General features: G+C 40.7%; 19 protein-coding genes. 10 read left to right on the forward strand and 9 right to left on the reverse strand.

Translation table 11 applies throughout. The features are described from left to right. Window positions 1–143: 143 nt before the first annotated feature. From topA to crcB, 4 genes are all read left to right on the forward strand, one after another. Window positions 144–2,258 carry a type I DNA topoisomerase gene (gene topA, locus CYP05_RS07985; RefSeq protein WP_103642552.1) on the forward strand — a complete coding sequence of 705 codons (2,115 nt, stop codon included), beginning with the start codon at window positions 144–146 and terminating at the stop codon, window positions 2,256–2,258. Window positions 2,259–2,317: 59 nt separating this feature from the next. After that, entirely contained in the window at window positions 2,318–3,037 is a 720-nt protein-coding gene (locus tag CYP05_RS07990) for a hypothetical protein (protein WP_103642553.1), read from the forward strand. A gap of 412 nt (window positions 3,038–3,449) precedes the next feature. Then, on the forward strand, window positions 3,450–4,289 hold the full coding sequence (locus CYP05_RS08000; RefSeq protein ID WP_103642555.1) for a biotin synthase: 840 nt from the start codon (window positions 3,450–3,452) through the stop codon (window positions 4,287–4,289). Next, window positions 4,289–4,642: a fluoride efflux transporter CrcB gene (crcB, locus tag CYP05_RS08005; protein ID WP_103569308.1), complete on the forward strand. Its 354-nt coding sequence runs from the start codon at window positions 4,289–4,291 to the stop codon at window positions 4,640–4,642. Before CYP05_RS08000 ends, crcB begins: the two co-directional genes overlap by 1 nt. 503 nt (window positions 4,643–5,145) lie before the next feature. On the opposite strand, the gene CYP05_RS08010 is transcribed toward crcB, so the two are convergent. Next, window positions 5,146–5,628: a hypothetical protein gene (locus CYP05_RS08010; protein ID WP_103642556.1), complete on the reverse strand. Its 483-nt coding sequence runs from the start codon at window positions 5,626–5,628 to the stop codon at window positions 5,146–5,148. Window positions 5,629–5,743: 115 nt separating this feature from the next. Between CYP05_RS08010 and CYP05_RS08015 the strand changes: the two genes are divergently transcribed. Genes CYP05_RS08015 through CYP05_RS08025 form a run of 3 tightly spaced genes read left to right on the forward strand, consistent with a single transcriptional unit; the run spans window position 5,744 to window position 8,987 of the window. Next, window positions 5,744–6,907: a cation:proton antiporter gene (locus tag CYP05_RS08015; protein WP_021085423.1), complete on the forward strand. Its 1,164-nt coding sequence runs from the start codon at window positions 5,744–5,746 to the stop codon at window positions 6,905–6,907. Window positions 6,908–6,909: 2 nt separating this feature from the next. Beyond that, the gene (locus CYP05_RS08020; protein WP_103575363.1) at window positions 6,910–8,187 is read left to right on the forward strand and encodes a citrate synthase; all 1,278 of its coding nucleotides are present in this window, start codon (window positions 6,910–6,912) and stop codon (window positions 8,185–8,187) included. After that, the gene (locus CYP05_RS08025; protein WP_103642557.1) at window positions 8,184–8,987 is read left to right on the forward strand and encodes a 3'(2'),5'-bisphosphate nucleotidase CysQ family protein; all 804 of its coding nucleotides are present in this window, start codon (window positions 8,184–8,186) and stop codon (window positions 8,985–8,987) included. The genes CYP05_RS08020 and CYP05_RS08025 overlap by 4 nt, the downstream gene beginning before the upstream one ends. A 2-nt stretch (window positions 8,988–8,989) precedes the next feature. Here CYP05_RS08025 and CYP05_RS08030 read toward each other — a convergent pair whose 3' ends face one another. The 8 genes from CYP05_RS08030 to CYP05_RS08065 are packed head-to-tail and all read right to left on the reverse strand — an operon-like array spanning window position 8,990 to window position 15,014. Next, on the reverse strand, window positions 8,990–9,454 hold the full coding sequence (locus CYP05_RS08030) for a damage-inducible protein (protein WP_103642558.1): 465 nt from the start codon (window positions 9,452–9,454) through the stop codon (window positions 8,990–8,992). Between the two features lies 1 nt (window position 9,455). After that, window positions 9,456–11,012, reverse strand: a complete 1,557-nt coding sequence (locus CYP05_RS08035; protein ID WP_103642559.1) for a class I SAM-dependent methyltransferase — start codon at window positions 11,010–11,012, stop codon at window positions 9,456–9,458. A 9-nt stretch (window positions 11,013–11,021) separates the two neighbouring features. Then, a complete protein-coding gene (locus CYP05_RS08040) occupies window positions 11,022–11,519 on the reverse strand; it encodes a redoxin family protein (protein WP_103642560.1) in 498 nt (165 codons plus the stop codon). 36 nt (window positions 11,520–11,555) lie between these two features. After that, on the reverse strand, window positions 11,556–12,233 hold the full coding sequence (gene modB, locus CYP05_RS08045; RefSeq protein WP_103642561.1) for a molybdate ABC transporter permease subunit: 678 nt from the start codon (window positions 12,231–12,233) through the stop codon (window positions 11,556–11,558). Further along, window positions 12,230–13,087, reverse strand: coding sequence for a sulfate/molybdate ABC transporter ATP-binding protein (locus tag CYP05_RS08050; protein ID WP_103642562.1), 858 nt, complete (start codon window positions 13,085–13,087; stop codon window positions 12,230–12,232). Before CYP05_RS08050 ends, modB begins: the two co-directional genes overlap by 4 nt. Before the next feature lie 2 nt (window positions 13,088–13,089). Continuing rightward, window positions 13,090–13,479 (reverse strand): TOBE domain-containing protein, encoded by a 390-nt coding sequence (locus tag CYP05_RS08055; protein WP_103642563.1) that lies wholly within the window; start codon window positions 13,477–13,479, stop codon window positions 13,090–13,092. Next, the gene (gene modA, locus CYP05_RS08060) at window positions 13,476–14,231 is read right to left on the reverse strand and encodes a molybdate ABC transporter substrate-binding protein (protein ID WP_103642564.1); all 756 of its coding nucleotides are present in this window, start codon (window positions 14,229–14,231) and stop codon (window positions 13,476–13,478) included. Before modA ends, CYP05_RS08055 begins: the two co-directional genes overlap by 4 nt. Further along, window positions 14,232–15,014: a TOBE domain-containing protein gene (locus CYP05_RS08065; RefSeq protein ID WP_103642565.1), complete on the reverse strand. Its 783-nt coding sequence runs from the start codon at window positions 15,012–15,014 to the stop codon at window positions 14,232–14,234. It abuts the gene before it with no gap. A 154-nt stretch (window positions 15,015–15,168) separates the two neighbouring features. Here CYP05_RS08065 and CYP05_RS08070 point away from each other — a divergent pair, with 154 nt between their 5' ends. From CYP05_RS08070 to CYP05_RS08080, 3 genes are read left to right on the forward strand one after another with little or no spacing between them, the layout of a single operon-like run. After that, entirely contained in the window at window positions 15,169–15,879 is a 711-nt protein-coding gene (locus CYP05_RS08070) for an MlaA family lipoprotein (RefSeq protein ID WP_103642566.1), read from the forward strand. 2 nt (window positions 15,880–15,881) lie between these two features. Then, window positions 15,882–16,484 (forward strand): ABC transporter substrate-binding protein, encoded by a 603-nt coding sequence (locus CYP05_RS08075; protein ID WP_103642567.1) that lies wholly within the window; start codon window positions 15,882–15,884, stop codon window positions 16,482–16,484. Next, complete coding sequence (locus CYP05_RS08080) at window positions 16,484–18,934, forward strand: efflux RND transporter permease subunit (protein ID WP_103642568.1); 2,451 nt, start codon at window positions 16,484–16,486, stop codon at window positions 18,932–18,934. Before CYP05_RS08075 ends, CYP05_RS08080 begins: the two co-directional genes overlap by 1 nt. Window positions 18,935–18,936: the final 2 nt, after the last annotated feature.

Consider the following 18,936-nt stretch of genomic DNA (forward strand, 5'->3'; position numbering starts at 1 on the left):
CTTATAGATAAAAAGTAAATCTCACATAAATTATACATTTTATAAACATTTAATTACATTTAAAAATATTCAAAAAAGTTTATGAACTTAATCGATTTTATTTCTGCTACAATTACGCCAAAAAAATCAAAGGCTATATATAAATGAAAAGCTTAATCATCGTGGAATCTCCCGCAAAAGCAAAGACTATCAAAAATTTCTTAGACAAAAGCTACAACGTCATCGCCTCAAAAGGCCACATCAGAGACTTGCCAAAAACGAGCTTTGGCATAAAGATAGAGGATAATAAATTTACCCCAGAGTATCGCATCAGCAGCGATCACTCCGCCATCGTAAAAGAGATAAAAGAGCTTGCTAAGGGTGCAGATGAAATTTACCTCGCGACCGATGAGGATAGGGAGGGTGAGGCAATCGCGTTTCACATCGCAAATGCCATCGGCAAAGAGCCAACAAGCCTGCCTCGCATCGTCTTTCACGAGATCACCAAAAGTGCCATACAAAATGCTCTAAAAAGCCCAAGACACGTCGATATGAACAGCGTCAATGCCCAGCAAACAAGGCGCTTACTTGACCGCATCGTTGGCTATAAGCTAAGTCCGCTTTTAAATTTAAAGATACAAAAAGGCTTAAGCGCTGGCCGTGTGCAAAGTGCAGCCCTAAAGATAATAGTCGATCGCGAGCGTGAAATTCAGGCATTTAAACCAGTTGAATACTACACTATCGACACAGTTTTTAAAAAAGATCTAGACGCCGAGCTAGTTAAATTTGAAAACCAAAAGATAGAAAAGCTAACCATTCAAAATCCTGACCGCGCAAAATACATCATTGAAAATTTACAAAATGAGAAATTTAGCGTCCGTGAGATCGAGAGCAAGGATAGAAAGATCCAGCCAAGCCCGCCATTTATGACTTCAACCCTTCAGCAAAGTGCGAGCAACCGTCTTGGCTTTAGTCCTAAAAAGACGATGATGATCGCGCAAAGCCTCTATGAGGGCGTGCAAACAAACGAGGGCTTCATGGGTGCGATCACTTACATGAGAACAGATAGCTTAAATTTAGCCAAAGAGGCCGTCGCAGCCGCTAGAGAGCACATCCTGCAAAACTACGGCAAAGAGTATCTGCCAGCCAAAGCGATAAGCTACACGACAAGCTCAAAAGGTGCGCAAGAAGCCCACGAAGCGATCCGCCCTACAAATTTAAACTTCACACCGCAAATCGCGGCTAAATTTTTAGAAAAAGATGCGCTCAAACTCTACACGCTCATCTACAATAGATTTTTAGCCTGCCAAATGAGCGCATGTGTGAGCCAAACGCAAAACGTCTATGTCGCAAGCGAAAAAGGCGAGTTTAAGATAAGCGGCAGAAAGGTGCTATTTGACGGCTTTTATAAGGTTTATGGCGAGCTTGATAAGGATAAAATTTTGCCAAATTTAAAAAAGGGCGACGAGATGAGTTTGCAAAGCATAAAAAGCACGCAAAACTTCACCGAGCCACCAGCCAGGTACTCTGAAGCTGGCCTTGTTAAAAAGCTAGAAAGCCTAGGCATCGGCCGCCCAAGCACCTACGCACCGACCATCTCGCTGCTAACCTCAAGAGACTACGTAAGGATCGAGAAAAAGCAGCTCATACCAAACGAGATCGCATTTAGCATGATAGGCGTTTTGGAGGAGCACTTTAGCAACATCGTCGATAGCGAATTTACCTCACATCTTGAAGAAAAGCTCGATGAGATCGCGCTTGACAAGGCTGACTGGCAAAAGGTGCTAAGTGACTTTTACTATCCATTTATGGAAAAAATAAGCGCTGGCAAAACTGGCATAAAAAGCCTAAAAACAGCCACTCCGATCGGCGAGAAGTGCCCAGAGTGCGGAAGCGAGCTAGTGCTTAGAAAGGGCAGATACGGTGAGTTTATCGCTTGCTCAAATTTCCCAAAATGCAAATACTCAAGAAACGTCGCAAAAGATAATGAAAAGAGTGCAGAAACTGGCACTACTGTGGCAGCTAAGCCAAAACGCGAGCTTAAAAAGCTTGACGTACCATGTCCAAAATGTGGCGGTGAGATCGTCGAGAGATTTAGTAGGCGTGGTAAATTTTATGGATGTGCCAACTATCCAAAATGTGACTTCATCTCAAACTACGAGCCAATCGCGCAAAAATGCGATGAGTGCGGCGGCGATATGATCAAAAAAGAGCTAAAAAAAGGCACTTTTATAGAGTGCACAAAGTGTAAGAAAAAGACACTTATCTCTGAAAATTAAAATTTCTAGCCAAATTTGAGCCCACTAGCCTAAATTTGGCTTATAAATTTGGACCTTAAATGCCTGACACCATCATAAAAGTTAGCCAGTATAAAGGGCAAAAGAGCCTTGTGATAAACTGCACGCAGCTAGGGGATAGCTTCACGCCGCAGTATAAAACCGCCAAGCAAAAAAGAGCGGTGCTTGATGAGTGGTGCGACTTTTTAAGAAGCGAGCAAGACGCATTTGATGAGCTTAGCTTTTGCACCAAAATGCCTCAAGAACTCTTTGACGCAGCGTGCTGCCAAAGAAATTTAAAGAGCCTTCACATCAAATGGGGCTCGTATGAGAGCCTTGACGCGCTGGCAAATCTTTCTAACCTAAAGAGCCTTTTTGTAGGTTCTGGTGCCAGCGTAAAAAGCATCGCGCCGATCGCGACACTTAATGGGCTTGAAAGCCTTGCGGTGGAGAATTTTCAAAAGATAAGTGACTATTCTGCATTTTCAAATTTGCAAAATTTAAAGAGCCTTGAGATCAGCGGCGACGGACTTTCGCCTAAATTTATCCACATCGAAAGCCTAGAGTTTTTACGCCAGATGCCTGGACTAACCAGCCTTGTGATCTTGGTGGCTAGGCTAAAAAGCAAGGACTACTCGCCTATCTTATCTCTAAAATCCCTCACCCACCTTAGTCTGCCACCACAGCACGCACTTTTTGGACTTTTTGACGAGCTTAGCGCTTTGCCAAATTTAACAACAGGTCTTTTAAAAGAGAGAGCAGAAATTTACAAGAAAAAGTAATGCTGTAAAATTTAAATTTTTGCATAGTTTTATTTCTAAAGGCAAATTTTAAACTTTCACTCACTCGCAAGAATTGACTACTAAAATTTGGCTTCGATTATCGCTTAGCTCAAATTTTAGAGCCGAAATTACTCGTTCTTGTAAATTTGCGCGAGTTTTTTTAAAAATAGCATGCAGTGCGCTAGCACCGTTGCATGCCACTTCGAACGTCGTCGGGGTTAGGGGATTGTTAAGGGGGAAGGGAGCTCTTTTGCTTCGTGAGCTCGCAACTGCAAGCAGACCGTAATTCAAGCCTCTTCCTCCTTAACAAAGGAATAAACATTTAAATTTACCTATTTCTCATAAATTCAAGCCACTCTACTTAAATTTTAAACCTACCAAAGCTATAATGCTCCCCAAAAAAGGATAAAAAATGAAAACAATTATGCTTTGTGCGATATGCTCTGTCACGCAGGGAAACTGCGCTGAGGACTGCGCTTATTGCACGCAAAGTGCCAAAGCTGGCGCTGATATCACGAAATTTAAAGAAAAAAGCGTGCAGCAGGTGGTGGATGAGGCCAAAATGGCATATAAAAACCACGCTCTTGGCTTTTGTTTAGTCACAAGTGGCGCCAGGCTAAATGACAAAAAGACCGACTATATCGCATCTTTAGCAAGAGCCGTGAGCAAAGAAGTGCCAAATTTGATGCTCATCGCATGTAACGGAATGGCGACTTACGAGCAGCTTTGTGAGCTCAAAAAAGCTGGCGTTTTTAGCTACAACCACAACCTAGAAACTAGCCGTGAGTTTTTTTCAAAAATCTGCACAACGCACTCTTGGGACGAGAGATATCAGACAAATTTAGACGCAAAAAGGGCTGGGCTCATGCTTTGCACTGGCGGCATTTACGGCGTTGGTGAGAGCGAGGCTGACAGAGTGAGCTTTAGAGCTAGCCTAAAAGAGCTTGAGCCGTTTTCATCGCCTATAAATTTTTTCATAAAAAGTGACGCTCTAAGGCTTAATCAGCCACCTCTTAGCGCGGATGAAGCCCTAAAAATCGTGCGCGAAACCAAAAGCGCGCTGCCAGAAACTAGGGTCATGATAGCTGGCGGCAGGGAGAAGATATTGGGCGAGAGGCAGTACGAGATCTTTGAAAATGGCGCAGACGCTATCGTGATAGGCGACTACCTCACCGCAAAGGGCGAGAAGGCGAGCAAGGACATCGAGGAGCTTACAAAGCGCGGTTTTAGCTTCGCAAGCATCTGCCACTAATGCTAGTAAATTTGCTTTTTGCAGGGCTTGGGGGCTTTATCGGAGCCGGATGTAGGTTTTTAGCTGGAGAGCTGCTAAAATTTAGCCACTTTCCGCTAACCACGCTTAGCGTAAATGTGCTTGGCAGCTTCATTATCGGCGTTTTATTTTGCTTAAATTTAAGCCAAAGCGTGAGGGTTTTCTTAATCGTTGGCATACTTGGCGGCTTTACCACGTTTTCAAGCTTTAGCCTTGATAGTGTGAAATTTTTACTAGAAGGCGAACTCGTAAAAGGCTTTTTAAATATATTTTTAAACCTTAGCCTTTGCCTGCTCGCAAGCTATCTTGGCATTTTGCTTGGTAAAAATTTGTGAGGTTTTTAAGGTGTGTAATAAAAATAGCTTTATTTATGCCATTTTGCAAATTTTAAAATTCCACTCACTCGCAAGAATTGGCTACTGATTTTAGGTCTCGCAAAGCTTGCCACTAAAATCAGAGCCGAAATTACTCGTTCATGAAATTTTTAAATTTGTGCGAGTTTATCTTGCGTAAAAACACATGCGGCACGATAGTGCTTATCGCATGCCACTTCTAACGTCGTCGGGGTTAGGGGATTGTTAAGGGGGAAGGGAGCGACTTCGTAATTCAAGCCTCTTCCCCCTTAACAAAGAAGAAAAAACTTTAAATTTCTAAAAAACTATTTTGCAAATTTTAAAATTCCACTCACTCGCAAGAATTGGCTACTAAAATTTGGCTTCGCTTATAGTTTAGCTCAAATTTTAGAGCCGAAATTACTCGTTCATGAAATTTTTAAATTTGCTTGACGCTCACCGATATACAAACGCATGCAGTGCGAAGCTTCGCCACATACATCTCTCTACCTAGCTTCTACCTTTGGCATCTGCAGCATAAAATTTCTAGCTTCGCTTAAAAGCACTGGTTTGAGTGCATCTGCTGATGTTTGTGGGTCGTAAATTCTCTCATACGAAAGCATCAAAACTCCATCTTTTTTAAACAAAAAGTGGATTATTTCTATATTTTTGCTCTTAGTTTCATCTTTTATAAGAGCTAAAATTTGATCATTTTCTTCGCTATAAAGCACATTTTTATCTTGCTTAAGAGCCTTTTTTAACTCCTCTAGCTCGCTTTTTGTCATGACATCTTTGTTAAACTTTACCTTAAACGAGGCAAAGTGCTCGTCCATGTTTTCATTTTTTAAAAAGTAAAAGCTCTCATTTTTAACCACTTGCTTTTTATAAAATGTGCTCCCATAAAACCTAAAACTCTCAACCAAGCTTAGCTCGCCTGCCAAAGAAAAGAGACCAAAAAACAGCAAAACAAAAAGGCTAAATTTACGCATAAAATTTCACTCCAAATTTCTAAAATAGCCGCCATTTTGCCCAAATTTTGCTTAGCTTAATCAAAAAATAACAAAGCTTTTTATACAATCAGGCATTTTTATTTTAAGGATCTTTTTGCAGTTACACCAAGCAAGCGAGCTTAGCATCCTTGTCGTTTTGGCATTTATCGTCTTTGCTTCGCCTTATATTTCTAAAATTTTACGCATACCAGTCGCACCTGCTGAGATACTACTTGGAGCGGTTGCAGGCTACATCGGAGTTGTTGGCGACAACGAGATGTTTAAACTCATCAGCGAAGTTGGCTTTTTCTTTTTGATGTTTCTAGCTGGCATGGAGATCGATCTTAGGATGCTCATAAACATCGACCGTAAAATTTTGCGCCTTGGGCTCATCTACCTTGCGCTCATCTACGCTCTAGCCACGGCTTTGACGCTAGGACTTGAGCTTAGCCTGCTTTACATCATCATCATCCCGATAATGGCCGTTGGTATGGTATTTACGCTATTTAAGGAGTATGGCAAGCAGCAAGAGTGGCTAAATTTAAGCATGCTAATAGCAACTATCGGCGAGCTTTTAAGCATCACGCTTCTAACCTTTACCGCTGCTTACTTGCAGTTTGGAGCGAGCATAAATTTATGGCTAACGATAGGCTATTTGATCCTATTTTTGGCTATTAGCGTGCTTAGTTTTAAAATTTTGGATGTGCTTTTTTGGTGGTATCCGGGGCTTAAAGTGGTGCTCATGCCGCACTACGACAAGGACGAGAAGGACATCAGGCTTTGCATCGCGGTATTTTTCACGATGATAGCCTTGATGCTCTATCTAAATTTAGAAGTCGCCTTTGGCGCGTTTATCGCAGGTATGTTTATCACGACATTTTTTGATCACAAAAAGGACTTGCCGCACAAGCTTTCAAGTTTTGGATTTGGCTTTTTGGTACCGATATTTTTCATCCACATAGGCTCGACTTTCAAGCTTTCAAGCCTAGGATCTAGCGAAGTGATAAAGGATGCTATTTTTATATTTTTAGCAATGCTTGGCACGAGAGTTGTATCTAGTTTGCTCTTTTTGGGCAAGCTTGGCTTTAGAGGGATATTTTTATTTTCAGTTTCGCAGTCTATGCCGCTCACTCTTTTGATCGCAGTTGCTACTATCGCACACAAATCAGGCGAGATAAGTGACTATTCTTACTCATCTTTCATCCTAGCAAGCCTCGCACAAGCTATAATAGGAGCTATAATCATCAAAATTTTAATGCAATCAAAAAGCAAGGAGTAAAAATGTCATCAAATACAGCCACACTAATCGACAACCGAACTGGCAAGAGCTATGAATTTCCTATCCTAAAAGGCACGATGGGACCAGACGTCATCGACATATCGACCTTTTTTAGTGACACTGGGATGTTTACCTTTGACAGGGGCTACACCTCAACTGCGATGTGCCGCTCAGCCATAACCTACATCGACGGCCTAAAGGGCGAGCTCATGTATAGAGGCTACGACATCGCATATTTGGCTGAAAATAAGACATTTTTAGACGTTGCCTATCTGCTTTTAAACAAAGAGCTACCAACTAGCGAGCAATACGCAAGCTTTAAAGATGAGCTCAAAAAAAGAAGCTTCATACACGAGGGCATGATGAAGCTCTTTGACGCATTTCCAGACAAGGCGCACCCTATGGCGATCTTGCAGGCAGCAGTCTCAGCGCTAAGTGCCTTTTACTCAGACCACCTAAATATGGATAAACCTGAAGAGTACCACGAGATGGCTATGCGTATCATCGCCAAGATCCCAACGATAGCGGCCTTTAGCTACCGATACTCACGTGGCCTGCCCATCATATATCCAAATTTAGATCGTGGCTTTACTGAAAATTTCCTCTACATGATGAGGGGCTATCCATACGAGCACGTCGATCTTAAGCCTATCGAGATAAAGGCGCTTGATACGGTCTTTATGCTGCACGCTGACCATGAGCAAAATGCCTCAACGACTACTGTTAGGACCGTTGGCTCTACGCACGCGCACCCATACGCATGTATAAGCGCAGGTATCGGCGCACTTTGGGGCTGGGCTCATGGTGGCGCAAACGAGGGCGTTATCCGTCAGCTAGAAGAGATCGGCTCGGTGGCAAACGTCGATAAATACATCGCTAGAGCAAAGGATAAGAACGATCCATTTAGGCTAATGGGCTTTGGTCACAGGGTCTATAAAAACTTTGACCCTCGCGCAAAGGTGCTTAAAAAGATGAGGGATCAGCTGATGGATGAGATCGGCATTAGCTCAGAGCTCATAAAGATTGCCAACCGCATCGAAGAGATCGCGCTAAATGACGACTACTTTGTAAGTAGAAATTTATATCCAAACGTTGATTTTCACTCAGGGCTCATCCTAAAAGCGCTTGGCATACCAAATAATATGTTTGCCGTCATTTTCGTGATCGGCAGGACGCCAGGCTGGATCAGTCAGTGGATCGAGCTAAAAGAGCAAGAGAGTATAAAGATCGTCCGTCCAAGACAGCTCTACGTCGGAGAGACAAACAGAACACCAAAATGAGCGAGCTTTTAAATTTAGCCATCAAGGCAGCCATCAGCGCTGGAGGTGAGATAATGAAATTTTACTCATCTAATAGCCAGGCACTTAAAGTCTGCCTAAAAGATGATAGCTCGCCACTAACTAGCGCTGATCTAGCGGCAAACGAGGTGATACTAAAAGAGCTAAGCAAAAGTGGGATAAAAATTTGCTCTGAAGAGAGCATCTTGCAAGATAGCGACAAAGACGAGTTTTGGCTAGTTGATCCCCTTGATGGTACGAAAGAATTTTTAGCTAGAAATGGCGAATTTTGCGTTTGCATAGCGCTTATAAAAGAGGCTAGGCCGGTGCTTGGCGTCATTTTTATCCCAGTTAGCAAAGAGCTTTTTTACGCCGATGAAAACGGCGCTTTTAAAGAAATTTTAGGTGCAAATGATGAGGTTGTAGAAAAACAAGATCTAAATGAAAAAGCTAAAAGCTTAAATGACTTCATTTTTTCAAGCAGAAGAGGCGAGACAAAAAAGGTTGAGCTCATAAGAGATAGTTTAAATTTAGAGCAAAAATGCATCGGATCTGCCATTAAATTTTGTCGTTTAGCCGAGCTTGGCGGGATATATGTGAGATTTAGCCCAAGCTATCTTTGGGACAATGCTGCAGGCGAGGCGGTAGTGAAATTTAGCGGTGGCAAGGTCTTAAACGCTAGCGACAGATGCGAGCCAAGCTACAAGCTAGCGGATCTAAAAAGCCCATTTTACGTAGCTTTTGGTAAAAATACTTTGGGCTTAGAGGATGAAGTTTTTAGGCTGATAGAGCAGGGCAGATAAGGCTACTTGCACCTTATCTCACCACTCATCTTTAAAAATGCGCTCTCGTTTTGCTCTAAAAATTTATTTGCCGCTTCTAAATCCTGAAATTTATCTTTTAGTCTGATCACTAAAGTGCCACATTTTAGCTCTCTGGCTCGCTCTAAACTAGCATCAAAGCTTTGCGTTAGATCATTTACGCTTTTTATCAAAAGATCGTTTTTGCCTAGCTCTTTTACGCTAAATTTAGCGTGTCTCTCAGCTCTTACTACGCCAAGATAGTTTGCGACTTTAGCGTTACTTATATAGATAAAAATCCCCTCACGCAAGTTGCTGCTAAAAGCCACTGCATCATCTTGTTCAAGTATCTTTGCAAGCTCTTCGCCACCGTAGTTTAGGCTGCTTTTAAGATTTAGATTTTTCACGCTTGGCTTGCTAGCACAACCTGCTAGAAAAAGGCAAAATATAAGAGCTAAAGTTCTTTTCATTTTAAATTTCCTCAAGCAGATAGAGCATGCTAGCTATCTTTGCTGTGCCTACGATGTAGCCCTTTAAGTGAGTGACTAATCTGTCATTTTTAAGCTCTTTGCCATTTTTATCAGATATTTTTATGCTGTTTTCTTTTACAAATTTTAAACTCCTAGCCGTTATTTCTTCTAAAGTATTTTTACCATCAAGTAGTAAAAATATATAGTAATCAAGTCTATCAAGACGTTCTCTAAGACCAAATTTGTTTGCAAAGGTAATGTCGGCGTTATCTTTATGATTTAGAAAGTATTTTATATAGCCAGTTAAATTTGCCTTTAGCCTTGAGTAGTTTGGAGCATACTCTATATCTTTTAGCTCATCTTTTACGATCATTGCGCTTGCTGAGTTAGTTAAAAGCCTTACAAAAGCACTATAAACCATAAGCTTATCTTCTGGCAAAATCTCTAAAATTTGAGAGAGATTTATGCTTGCTGGATACATCCCGTAAAATACCTCACAAAGCCAAGAGATATCCTGAGGCATAAGAGCAAATTTATCGTGCCAGCCATCATCTTTTTTTATAAAGTCGGCCACGACGTGAATTTTATTTACATCACTTGGCCCTATTTGTTTATTAGCCACGCTCTCATAAGCCTTAGCATGCACGATGAGACTTTGCCTAAAGACCTTGTTATTAACTATATCTATAAACTGCTCTAGATCGATCCTATCTTTAAATTTCTTATCTTTATAACTATCTACATGCTCTATACCAAGATCTGGCACAAAAAGATATTCAAGTCCGTATTCGCAAAGATAGGCAAGATCATTTTTAGCTAGCATGGCGTTAAAGTCTTTAAAGTAAAATGGATCGTTTATCTCTTCTAAAAACTCATGTGCTACGTAAAAATCATCCTTTTCAAGCACGTTATCTATCCAGTGAAGCAGCAACTTTGCAGGGATCTTATCTTCATAATTTTCTCCAAGCTTTGTTAGTAAGACATCTTTATAGACTAAAAGAGCCTCTTTAGCTGCCTTTAGCCTCTCTTCAGTGCTATCTTTGTCTTTTGCGGCAAGCAACATAAGATCACGCACGACATCTTTTATCTTCCAGCCTGGGTATGTGTTATAAGAGATAAACGCCACGCCGTTTTGGCTTAAATTTTCTCTTACGACCCTTAAAATAGCATCTTTTACAAAATCAGGCACCCAGCTAAAGACGCCGTGAGCGATGATGTAGTCAAATTTCTCATCACTTTTAAACTCGCAGATATCGCCGTGAATTAGCTCTAAATTTTGCAGTCCTATCTCTTTTACGATCTCTTTGCCACGCCTTATCTGTTCGCCGCTAAGATCGATGCCAACTACTCTTGCGTTCTCGTTATTTACGGCAAATGGGATCAAATTTCCACCAAAACTGCACCCTATCTCTAAAACTTTTGCGTTTTTGCAAGGCGGTGGGTTGATGCCAAGAAGCGTAGCGCAAGCCTCTAGTTTATAGGGCGATGACTGCGCAAATGCTGCTGATTTATATGTTAGCTCGTCGTAAGACTTTTCGATCTTGCTATTTTTGTCCATTTTCTATCCTTAGTAGTCTTCGTTTTTTATCTTCTCCAGCATATTTTTAGCGTCGTTTTCAGGCTCATCAACGATATATGCTCGCCTTATATTGCCACCTTTTATGATAAGTGTTTGACGAAAGTAAAATTTATGCCTATTTGAAGCGGCAAATACCGGAAGCTCAAGCGCGCTCTCTAGCATAAACTCGCTATCATTTAAAAACATCACGCCAGTTGCGGTCTCTTCTTCAAATTTCTTCTGAGCCGCGATATCTTGGGAGCCAATAGCTACTACCATAAAGCCAAGATCGTTAAATTCTTTAAGAAGTTTTTTGTAGTTTATCGCTTGCTTGGTGCAACCTTTCATGCCTGCAGTTTTTTGCAGCTGCTCGCTTAAAAGCTCGAAGTCCTCGCCTATCTTTGGATAGATAAAAACTACGCAATCGTGGGTCCTTGCAAAGGCTGAAAAGTCAAATTCTTTACCGTCTAAGGTCCTTAGATAGATACTTGTAGGCACTTTTATCATGTTTCGTCCTTTAAAAATTTTATCTATTATATATCTTTAAGCTTTTTTTGAATTTAAAAAATAGACGATAAAAAGGACGAAAAAGCTAATTATTAGCATCAAAAGTGCGTAGATGTGAGCTTTGGTATAGTCAAGCATCTCAACTGCTTCAAATATCGCGATACTAGCGACCTTGCTCTCGCCAGCCACGCTGCCACCTATCATCAAAACCACGCCAAACTCGCCCATTGTATGAGCGAAGCTAACGACGATCGCGGTTAGTAAATTTGATCTGATGCTTGGTAGGATCACTCTAAAAATGGTTGTGAGCTTGCTTTTACCAAGGCTATAGCTCGCCTCAAAAAGGCTCTTTTTTAGACTATTTAGACCAGCGTAAATGGGCCCAAACATAAATGGCAGCGAGTAGATACAGCTTGCCACAACAAGGCCAGTGAAGTTAAAAACCAGTCTTATGCCAAAGGTCTCTTCTATAAATTTGCCAAAAAATGAGTAAGGCGAGAGAAAAATGAGTAGATAAAAGCCAAGAACGCTTGGCGGCAGCACCAAAGGCAGCGATATGATGGACTCTAAAAATGCCTTGCCAAAGAATTTCTTTTGCGACATAAAATAAGCAATCCCTACGCAGAAGAAAAATAGGATAAATGTCGTGATAAAAGAGAGTTTTAGCGAGAGCCAAAACGGCTCGTAATCAATATTTGCTAGCTCGCTAATCATGCTTTTACCAAATTTACGCCAAATGCTTTTGTGCTAACTATGGCCGTGTCGCCAGCTCTTAGCCCACTAGCTTCTGCGCTACTTAGCACGACTTCACAAATTTGGCGGTTTATTAGCACGCTTGCTACAAAAATGGCGTCACGCTTTTTGATCTCTAAAACCTTAGCGTTAAACGCAAATTTCTGCGATCCTGCACTTTTTAAAAATATCTCACTCGCACTGCCAGACCTTGAAATTTTGCCATTTTCAAGGACGAAAACCTTGCTACAAAGCTTGTAAATTTCAGCTATGTCGTGACTTACTAAAATAACACTCATCTTAAACTCATCGTGAAGTGCTAGCAAATAATCCTGCAGCTTTTCGCGCATAACGTTATCTAGGGCACTTAGTGGCTCATCTAGCAGTAAAATTTCTGGCTTTCTCATCACCGCACGAGCGAGTGCCACGCGCTGCTTTTGACCGCCTGAAAGGGTGCTAATTTTCGCGTTTTTTAGGCTCTTTAGCTCGCAAATTTCAAGTAGTTTGTTTACTAAATTTTCATCATTATTTGCAAAAAGCAAATTTTTAAAGACATTCATATTTTCAAAAAGGGCGTAGTCTTGAAACAAAAAGCCGATATTTCGCTTTTGCGGGGCTAAATTTGTCTTTTCATCAAAAAAGATCTTATCGCCAACCTTTATCACGCCACTTTGTGGGGTTTCAAAGCCAGCGATGAGCCTTAAAATCGTCGTTTTACCTCCGCCACTTGCTCCATAAAGTGCGACAAACTCACCACTTTCAAAGGCAAGCTCAGCCTCAAGCATAAATTTACCGCCACCGCCATTTAGCTCTTTTTTGCATGAAATTTCTATCATTTTTAAGCGCTTACGTGGATACTTGTTGATTTAACGTAGGCAAAAACCTGCTCGTCTACCGCTAAATTTAGCCCATTTAGGGCGTGATCTGAGATGATAGCCTCAAAGCAAAGCTGCTCACACTTTAGGCTAACTATGCTTAAAATTTCGCCGCGAGTTATGCCAGCGACCTCGCATTTTAGCTCATTTTCAAACGAACTAGCCTCAAGTCTAAGCCTTGATAAGATGACATCTGAGCTTTTGAAATTTAAGCTCACCTCATCATTTAGAGCAAATTTGCTAGCCTCATTTAAGGCTAGCATATATAAATTTATCCCTAAATTTAGGCACTCAAGCTCAAAAAAATTGACGCCATCTTTAGAAGAAATTTGAACGATCTTTGCTTTTATCATTTAGCTGGGACGTTATAACCAAATTTCTTGAAAATTTCTCTTGCTTTATCGCCTAAGACAAACTCATAAAATGCCTTAGCATCAGCGTTATTTTCAGCATGTTTTAAGAGCACGATGCCTTGATCGATCGGAGTGTAGAGCTCTTGTGGAACGAAGATGTAGTTAGTGCCCTCTTTGTATTTTTCCATTTTTTTGTCAAACAATGCACTAGCAGCGATGAAGCCAACATCTGAAGCGCTCAATGCTTGAGAAAGTGTCTCAGAAATTTTTTGAGCATAGACGATGTTTTTCTCTACTGCGTCATAAAGTTTTGCATTTTTAAGAGCCTCGATACTAGCTTTGCCGTAAGGTGCAGTCTCTGGATTTGCTATTGAGATCGCTTTTAAGCCACGAACAACTTCGATGCCCTTTTTAAAATCCACGCCTCTGATAGAAAAGATAGCCACAGCGCCTTGAGCATAAACTTTTGGAGCAGCTACTGCAAAGCCTGTGTCGTAAGCTTTTTGCGCAAAGCCCATATCAGCAGCCATGAAGATATCAGCTGGAGCCGAGTTTTGTATCTGCGTGACAAGGCCACCGCTTGCACCAAGAGTTAGGTTGATCTTAGCGTCTGGATGAAGCTTGTTAAACTCTTTTATAAGCTCTGGAAACGCGTAAGTCGTGTTTGCTGCGGCATAGACATTTACCTCTGCGCCAAGTGCGTTTATGGCAAGCAGTGCTGCCACACATAGAAATTTAAAAACCTTTTTCATTTATACTCCTATTATGATTTGAGATGATTTTACTATTGCTAAAAGCGTGTCACCAACGCCTATTTGCATATCCATCGCGCTATCTTTTGTGATTATAGCAGTTAGGGTCTGCTCATCACTTAGTTTTAGCGTGACTTCAGCATTTACAGCGCCTATTTTTGCCTCGATGACCTCACCTTTTAGCTGATTTTTAGTGCTTATTTTTAGATCAAGATCCTTTGCAAGGATGACAGAGGGTGCTTTAAAGATGAAAACGACCTTTTGACCCACCTTTAGTCCTAAATTTTTCTCGCTTTCAACTGTTATTGTCGCTTCAAGCGTGTTGCCATTGCTTAGTTTTGCAACTATTTCAGAATTTACAGCGCCTCTATTTATACTAACGATCTCGCATGAGAGCTGGTTTCTAGCGCTTAAATTCATACTCATCCTTTGTAAATTTATGATATCAACATCCTCAAAATCAACCTTTTGGCAAATTTTTTGCAAAAAGTCCTTTTGTGTTTCGAGAATAGCGTCATAAATTTTTATCAGTTTTTTGGCATATGGGCTAAGCTCTGAACCGCTATTTTTCTTGTTGCCATCAGCTCTTATGATGAGAGGCTTGCTGCTTTTGTTGTTTATCGTATCTAAGCAGTCCCAAGCGTTTTTATATGATATGCCAACAACCTCAGCTGCTTTTGTGATGCTTTTTGTCTCTTTTATCGCCTTAAGTAGCGCTATATGCTTTGCTAAAACCTGCGTATCTTCACCTAGAAATAGCTCTAAATTTATATCTGCTTTCAAATTTTTAACCTCTAAATATATAATAATAATTTGCAAAATATATCTAATTATATTAATTCACAAGCTTAAAATTACAAATTTTCTTTAATTTCTTGTAAAGTTTCAAGAGGATAAAATCAAGTTGTATTTTATAAATAAATTTTAAGGTTTTATGATGAAATTTTTGCTCGCTATCTTTTGTAGCCTGCTTTTAGCCTGTGCCAGCGCTGATCTGAGCACAAACAGTGAAAAAGATGATTTTGACGTTGAATTTGAAGCAAAAAAAGATGTTTTTGACCCGCTTAGTGGCTATAACAGAGTGATGACAAATGTAAATGACTTTATCTACATAAATATGCTAACTCCAGTGGCAAAAGGCTACGCTTATGTCGTGCCAGCCACAGCTAGGACGATGGTTGCAAATTTCTTTGACAACCTCCTTTTCCCAGTGCGTTTTGTAAATAACTTGCTTCAGTTTAAATTTCAAAACGCTGGTGAAGAGACTTTGCGCTTTTTGGCAAATACGATAATTGGCTTTGGAGGGCTAACAGACGGGGCAAAATACTATGATCTAAAGGCTCACAACGAGGACTTTGGACAAACCCTTGGCTACTGGGGGCTAGGAAGCGGCTTTCACATCGTTTGGCCACTTATCGGACCATCAAATTTAAGAGATACTGGCGGCCTAGTTGGAGACTATTTTGCCGATCCTATCAGCTACGTTGATCCTATGCTTTTATCGGCTGGCATCAAGTCATATAGGGCGTTTAACAGCTTTTCACAAGATCCAACTGCTTATGAAAAACTACGCAAAGACGCGATCGATCTATATCCATTTTTACGCGATGCTTACGAGCAAAGACGCGATAAACTTATCAAGGAGTAAGTATGAAAATTTTTAAAATTATAGCGGCGATTTTACTTTTAGCAACTAGCCTTTTTGCTCTTTCAAAAGAGCAGATAAAGCCTGAAATAGAGGCAAAGACAACAAAGGTGATTGAAATTTTAAAAAATACAAATTTAGACAACAATGCAAAGACAAAAGAGATTTTTGCTCTGCTTGATCCACTATTTGACTACAAGCAAATGGCAAAGATCAGCCTTGGCAAACGCTACAACAGCCTAAGTGCTGACGAGCAAGCTAAATTTGACGCTGCATTTGAACAAAAGCTAAAAAGCTCATATATCGACAAGCTCTTAGGCTACAAAGACCAACAGATCCACATAACTGGAGAAAGCGAGCCTCAAAAAAATAGATATTGGCTCACATCTGAGCTTCTAAATGACGGCAAAAGCTATGAATTTGTCTATAAATTTTACGATGCAAAAGAGCGTGGCTGGCTCATTTACGACCTTGATATCGTTGGTGTGAGCATCATTCAAACTTATAGAAGTCAGTTTGGCGACGTGCTAAATAATGCTGATTTTAATACGCTTTTACAAAAACTAAACGAAGCGGTTTTACCTGATCAAAACAAAACTAATCCTTAATGCGACAAATTTTTAAATTTATCATTGCCAAAAACAAGCTTGTTATCTCGCTTGTGCTAGTTCTAAGCGTAGTTTTTGGCTACCTTAGCACAAGACTAAGCATCGACGCTTCGGCTGAGACCTTGCTGCTTGAGCATGACCCAGATCTAAAAGCCTATAGGCAGATCGCAAAGCGCTACGACTCTCCCGGGCTTTTGGTGGTCGCTTTCACCCCAAAAGATGATCTTTTTTCACCTAAAAATTTAGAGCTTATTAAAAATTTAAGCGACGAGCTAGCCAAAAACGATATGGTTAGCAGCGTCATCTCTATCTTAAACGTGCCGCTTCTAAATAGCGTAAAAGGTGGCGTTACAGGCATCTTAGATCACACGCCAACGCTAAGTGATAAAGATATAAATATCTCAAAAGCAAAGCTTGAGTTTGTAAAAAGTCCTATTTATAGTGGGAATTTGATAAGCAAAGATCTAAAAACCACAGCGATCGCGCTAAATTTAAAGCAAGATGAGAAATTTAACGAGCTTTTAAATGAGCGAAATTTGCTTAGTCTAAAAGAGTCAAACGGTACTATCACGCAGGCTGAAAAAGAGAAATTTAAAGCGCTTTTAGCGGAGTTTAAAGCCTACCGAGATGAGCTTAGAAAGAGCGATCACAAAAACCTTGAAGCCATAAAGGCAGCCATCGCTAAATTTAACGCAAATGACGAGCTGTTTTTGGGCGGCGCAAACATGATCGCTGATGATATGATAGGCTTTATAAAGAGCGATCTTTTGGTTTACGGCCTAAGCGTTTTAGCGCTTCTTAGCTTTAGCTTGTGGCTATTTTTTAGGCAGGTTAGATGGATCGTCTTACCGATGTTTATCTGCGCGGTAAGTGCCATTTTTACGACTGGGATTTTTGGTATGTTTGGCTGGGAAGTGACGGTCATTAGCTCAAACTACATCGCACTTCAGCTAATTATCACCATCTCAACAGTCATCCACCTAGTCGTTAGCTACAGAGAATTTTACGCAAGGCACCCAAAATACAGCCAAAATCAGCTCATCTATCTGACACTTCGTGACAAATTTTCTCCATCTTTTTGGGCGATATTTACGACAGTCATTGGCTTTAGCTCACTAATGAGTGCCGATATAAAGCCAGTTATCATGCTTGGCATTATGATGAGTGCTGGCATTAGCGTTTCACTTGTGCTTGCCTTTTTGCTATTTGGCGCGATAAATGTAAATTTAAAGAAGCTTGCTCCTGTTAGGACATTTGAAAACAGCTTTAAATTTACAAAATACTGCGCAAATTTAGCCCTAAACTCAAGAAAGATCATCTACGCAGTTTGCGTGCTTGTTGTCTGCTTTGGCGTCTATGGCATAAGCAAGATAAAGGTTGAAAACAGCTTCATTGGCTACTTTAAAGAGAGCACGCAGATCCGCCAAGGCATGCAAGTCATCGACACAAAGCTTGGTGGCACGATCCCAGTTGATGTGATAGTGAAATTTAAAGAGAGCGAGCCAAAACAAGAAAAAACTGATGAGAAAGATGACTTTGAAAGTGAGTTTGAAAACGACGCAAAGAGCGCAAAATACTGGTTTAACAGCTACCACACAAGAGTTGCAGAGAAAATTCACGACTATCTAAAAGAGCAAAATTTTGTAGGCAACGTAAGCTCGCTTGCAACGCTTATAAAGGCGATAAAAGAGCTAAATAACGGCGTTAGTGATGATTTTTTGCTAGCTGCGATGTATGAAAAACTACCACTTGAGTATAAAAAGATATTGCTAAGTCCTTATGTAAGCGTCGAAAATGACGAGCTTAGATTTAGCCTAAGGATCGTTGATAGCGATCCAAAGCTTAGACGAAATTTATTTCTAAAAGAGCTTAGAGAAGGACTTTTAGAGCTAACCAAAAACGATAACGTAAGCATAGAAGTTGCCGGTATGATGGTGCTTTATAACAACATGCTTCAAAATTTGCTTAGCTCGCAGGTTGATACATTTGGACTAACGGTTGCGATACTTTTTGTTATATTTTGCTTTGTTTTTAGAAGTATCAAGCTAGCGACCATCGCCATTGTTTCAAATTTGATCCCGCTTTGCACCCTTTTTGGCGTGATGGGATTTTTTGGCATTCCGCTTGATGTGATGAGCATTACGATTGCTGCCATTAGTATAGGCATCGGCGTTGATGATATCATCCACTACATCCACCGCTTCAAAGAGGAGCTGCTTACAAAGGACGTTTTTGAGAGCATTAAGGCTGCACACGCTAGCATCGGATACGCGATGTATTACACCTCATTTACCATTTTTCTTGGCTTTAGCGTGATGATAACTAGCAACTTTATACCGACAATTTATTTTGGCTTGCTAACTGATCTTGTTATGGTCTTTATGCTGCTTGGTGCGCTCATCATCTTGCCAAGTTTGATAGCAAGCTTTGTGAAAAAGCGCGAGGTATAAAT

It is taken from the genome of Campylobacter concisus (genome assembly GCF_002913545.1).
GTDB lineage: Bacteria > Campylobacterota > Campylobacteria > Campylobacterales > Campylobacteraceae > Campylobacter_A > Campylobacter_A concisus_AV.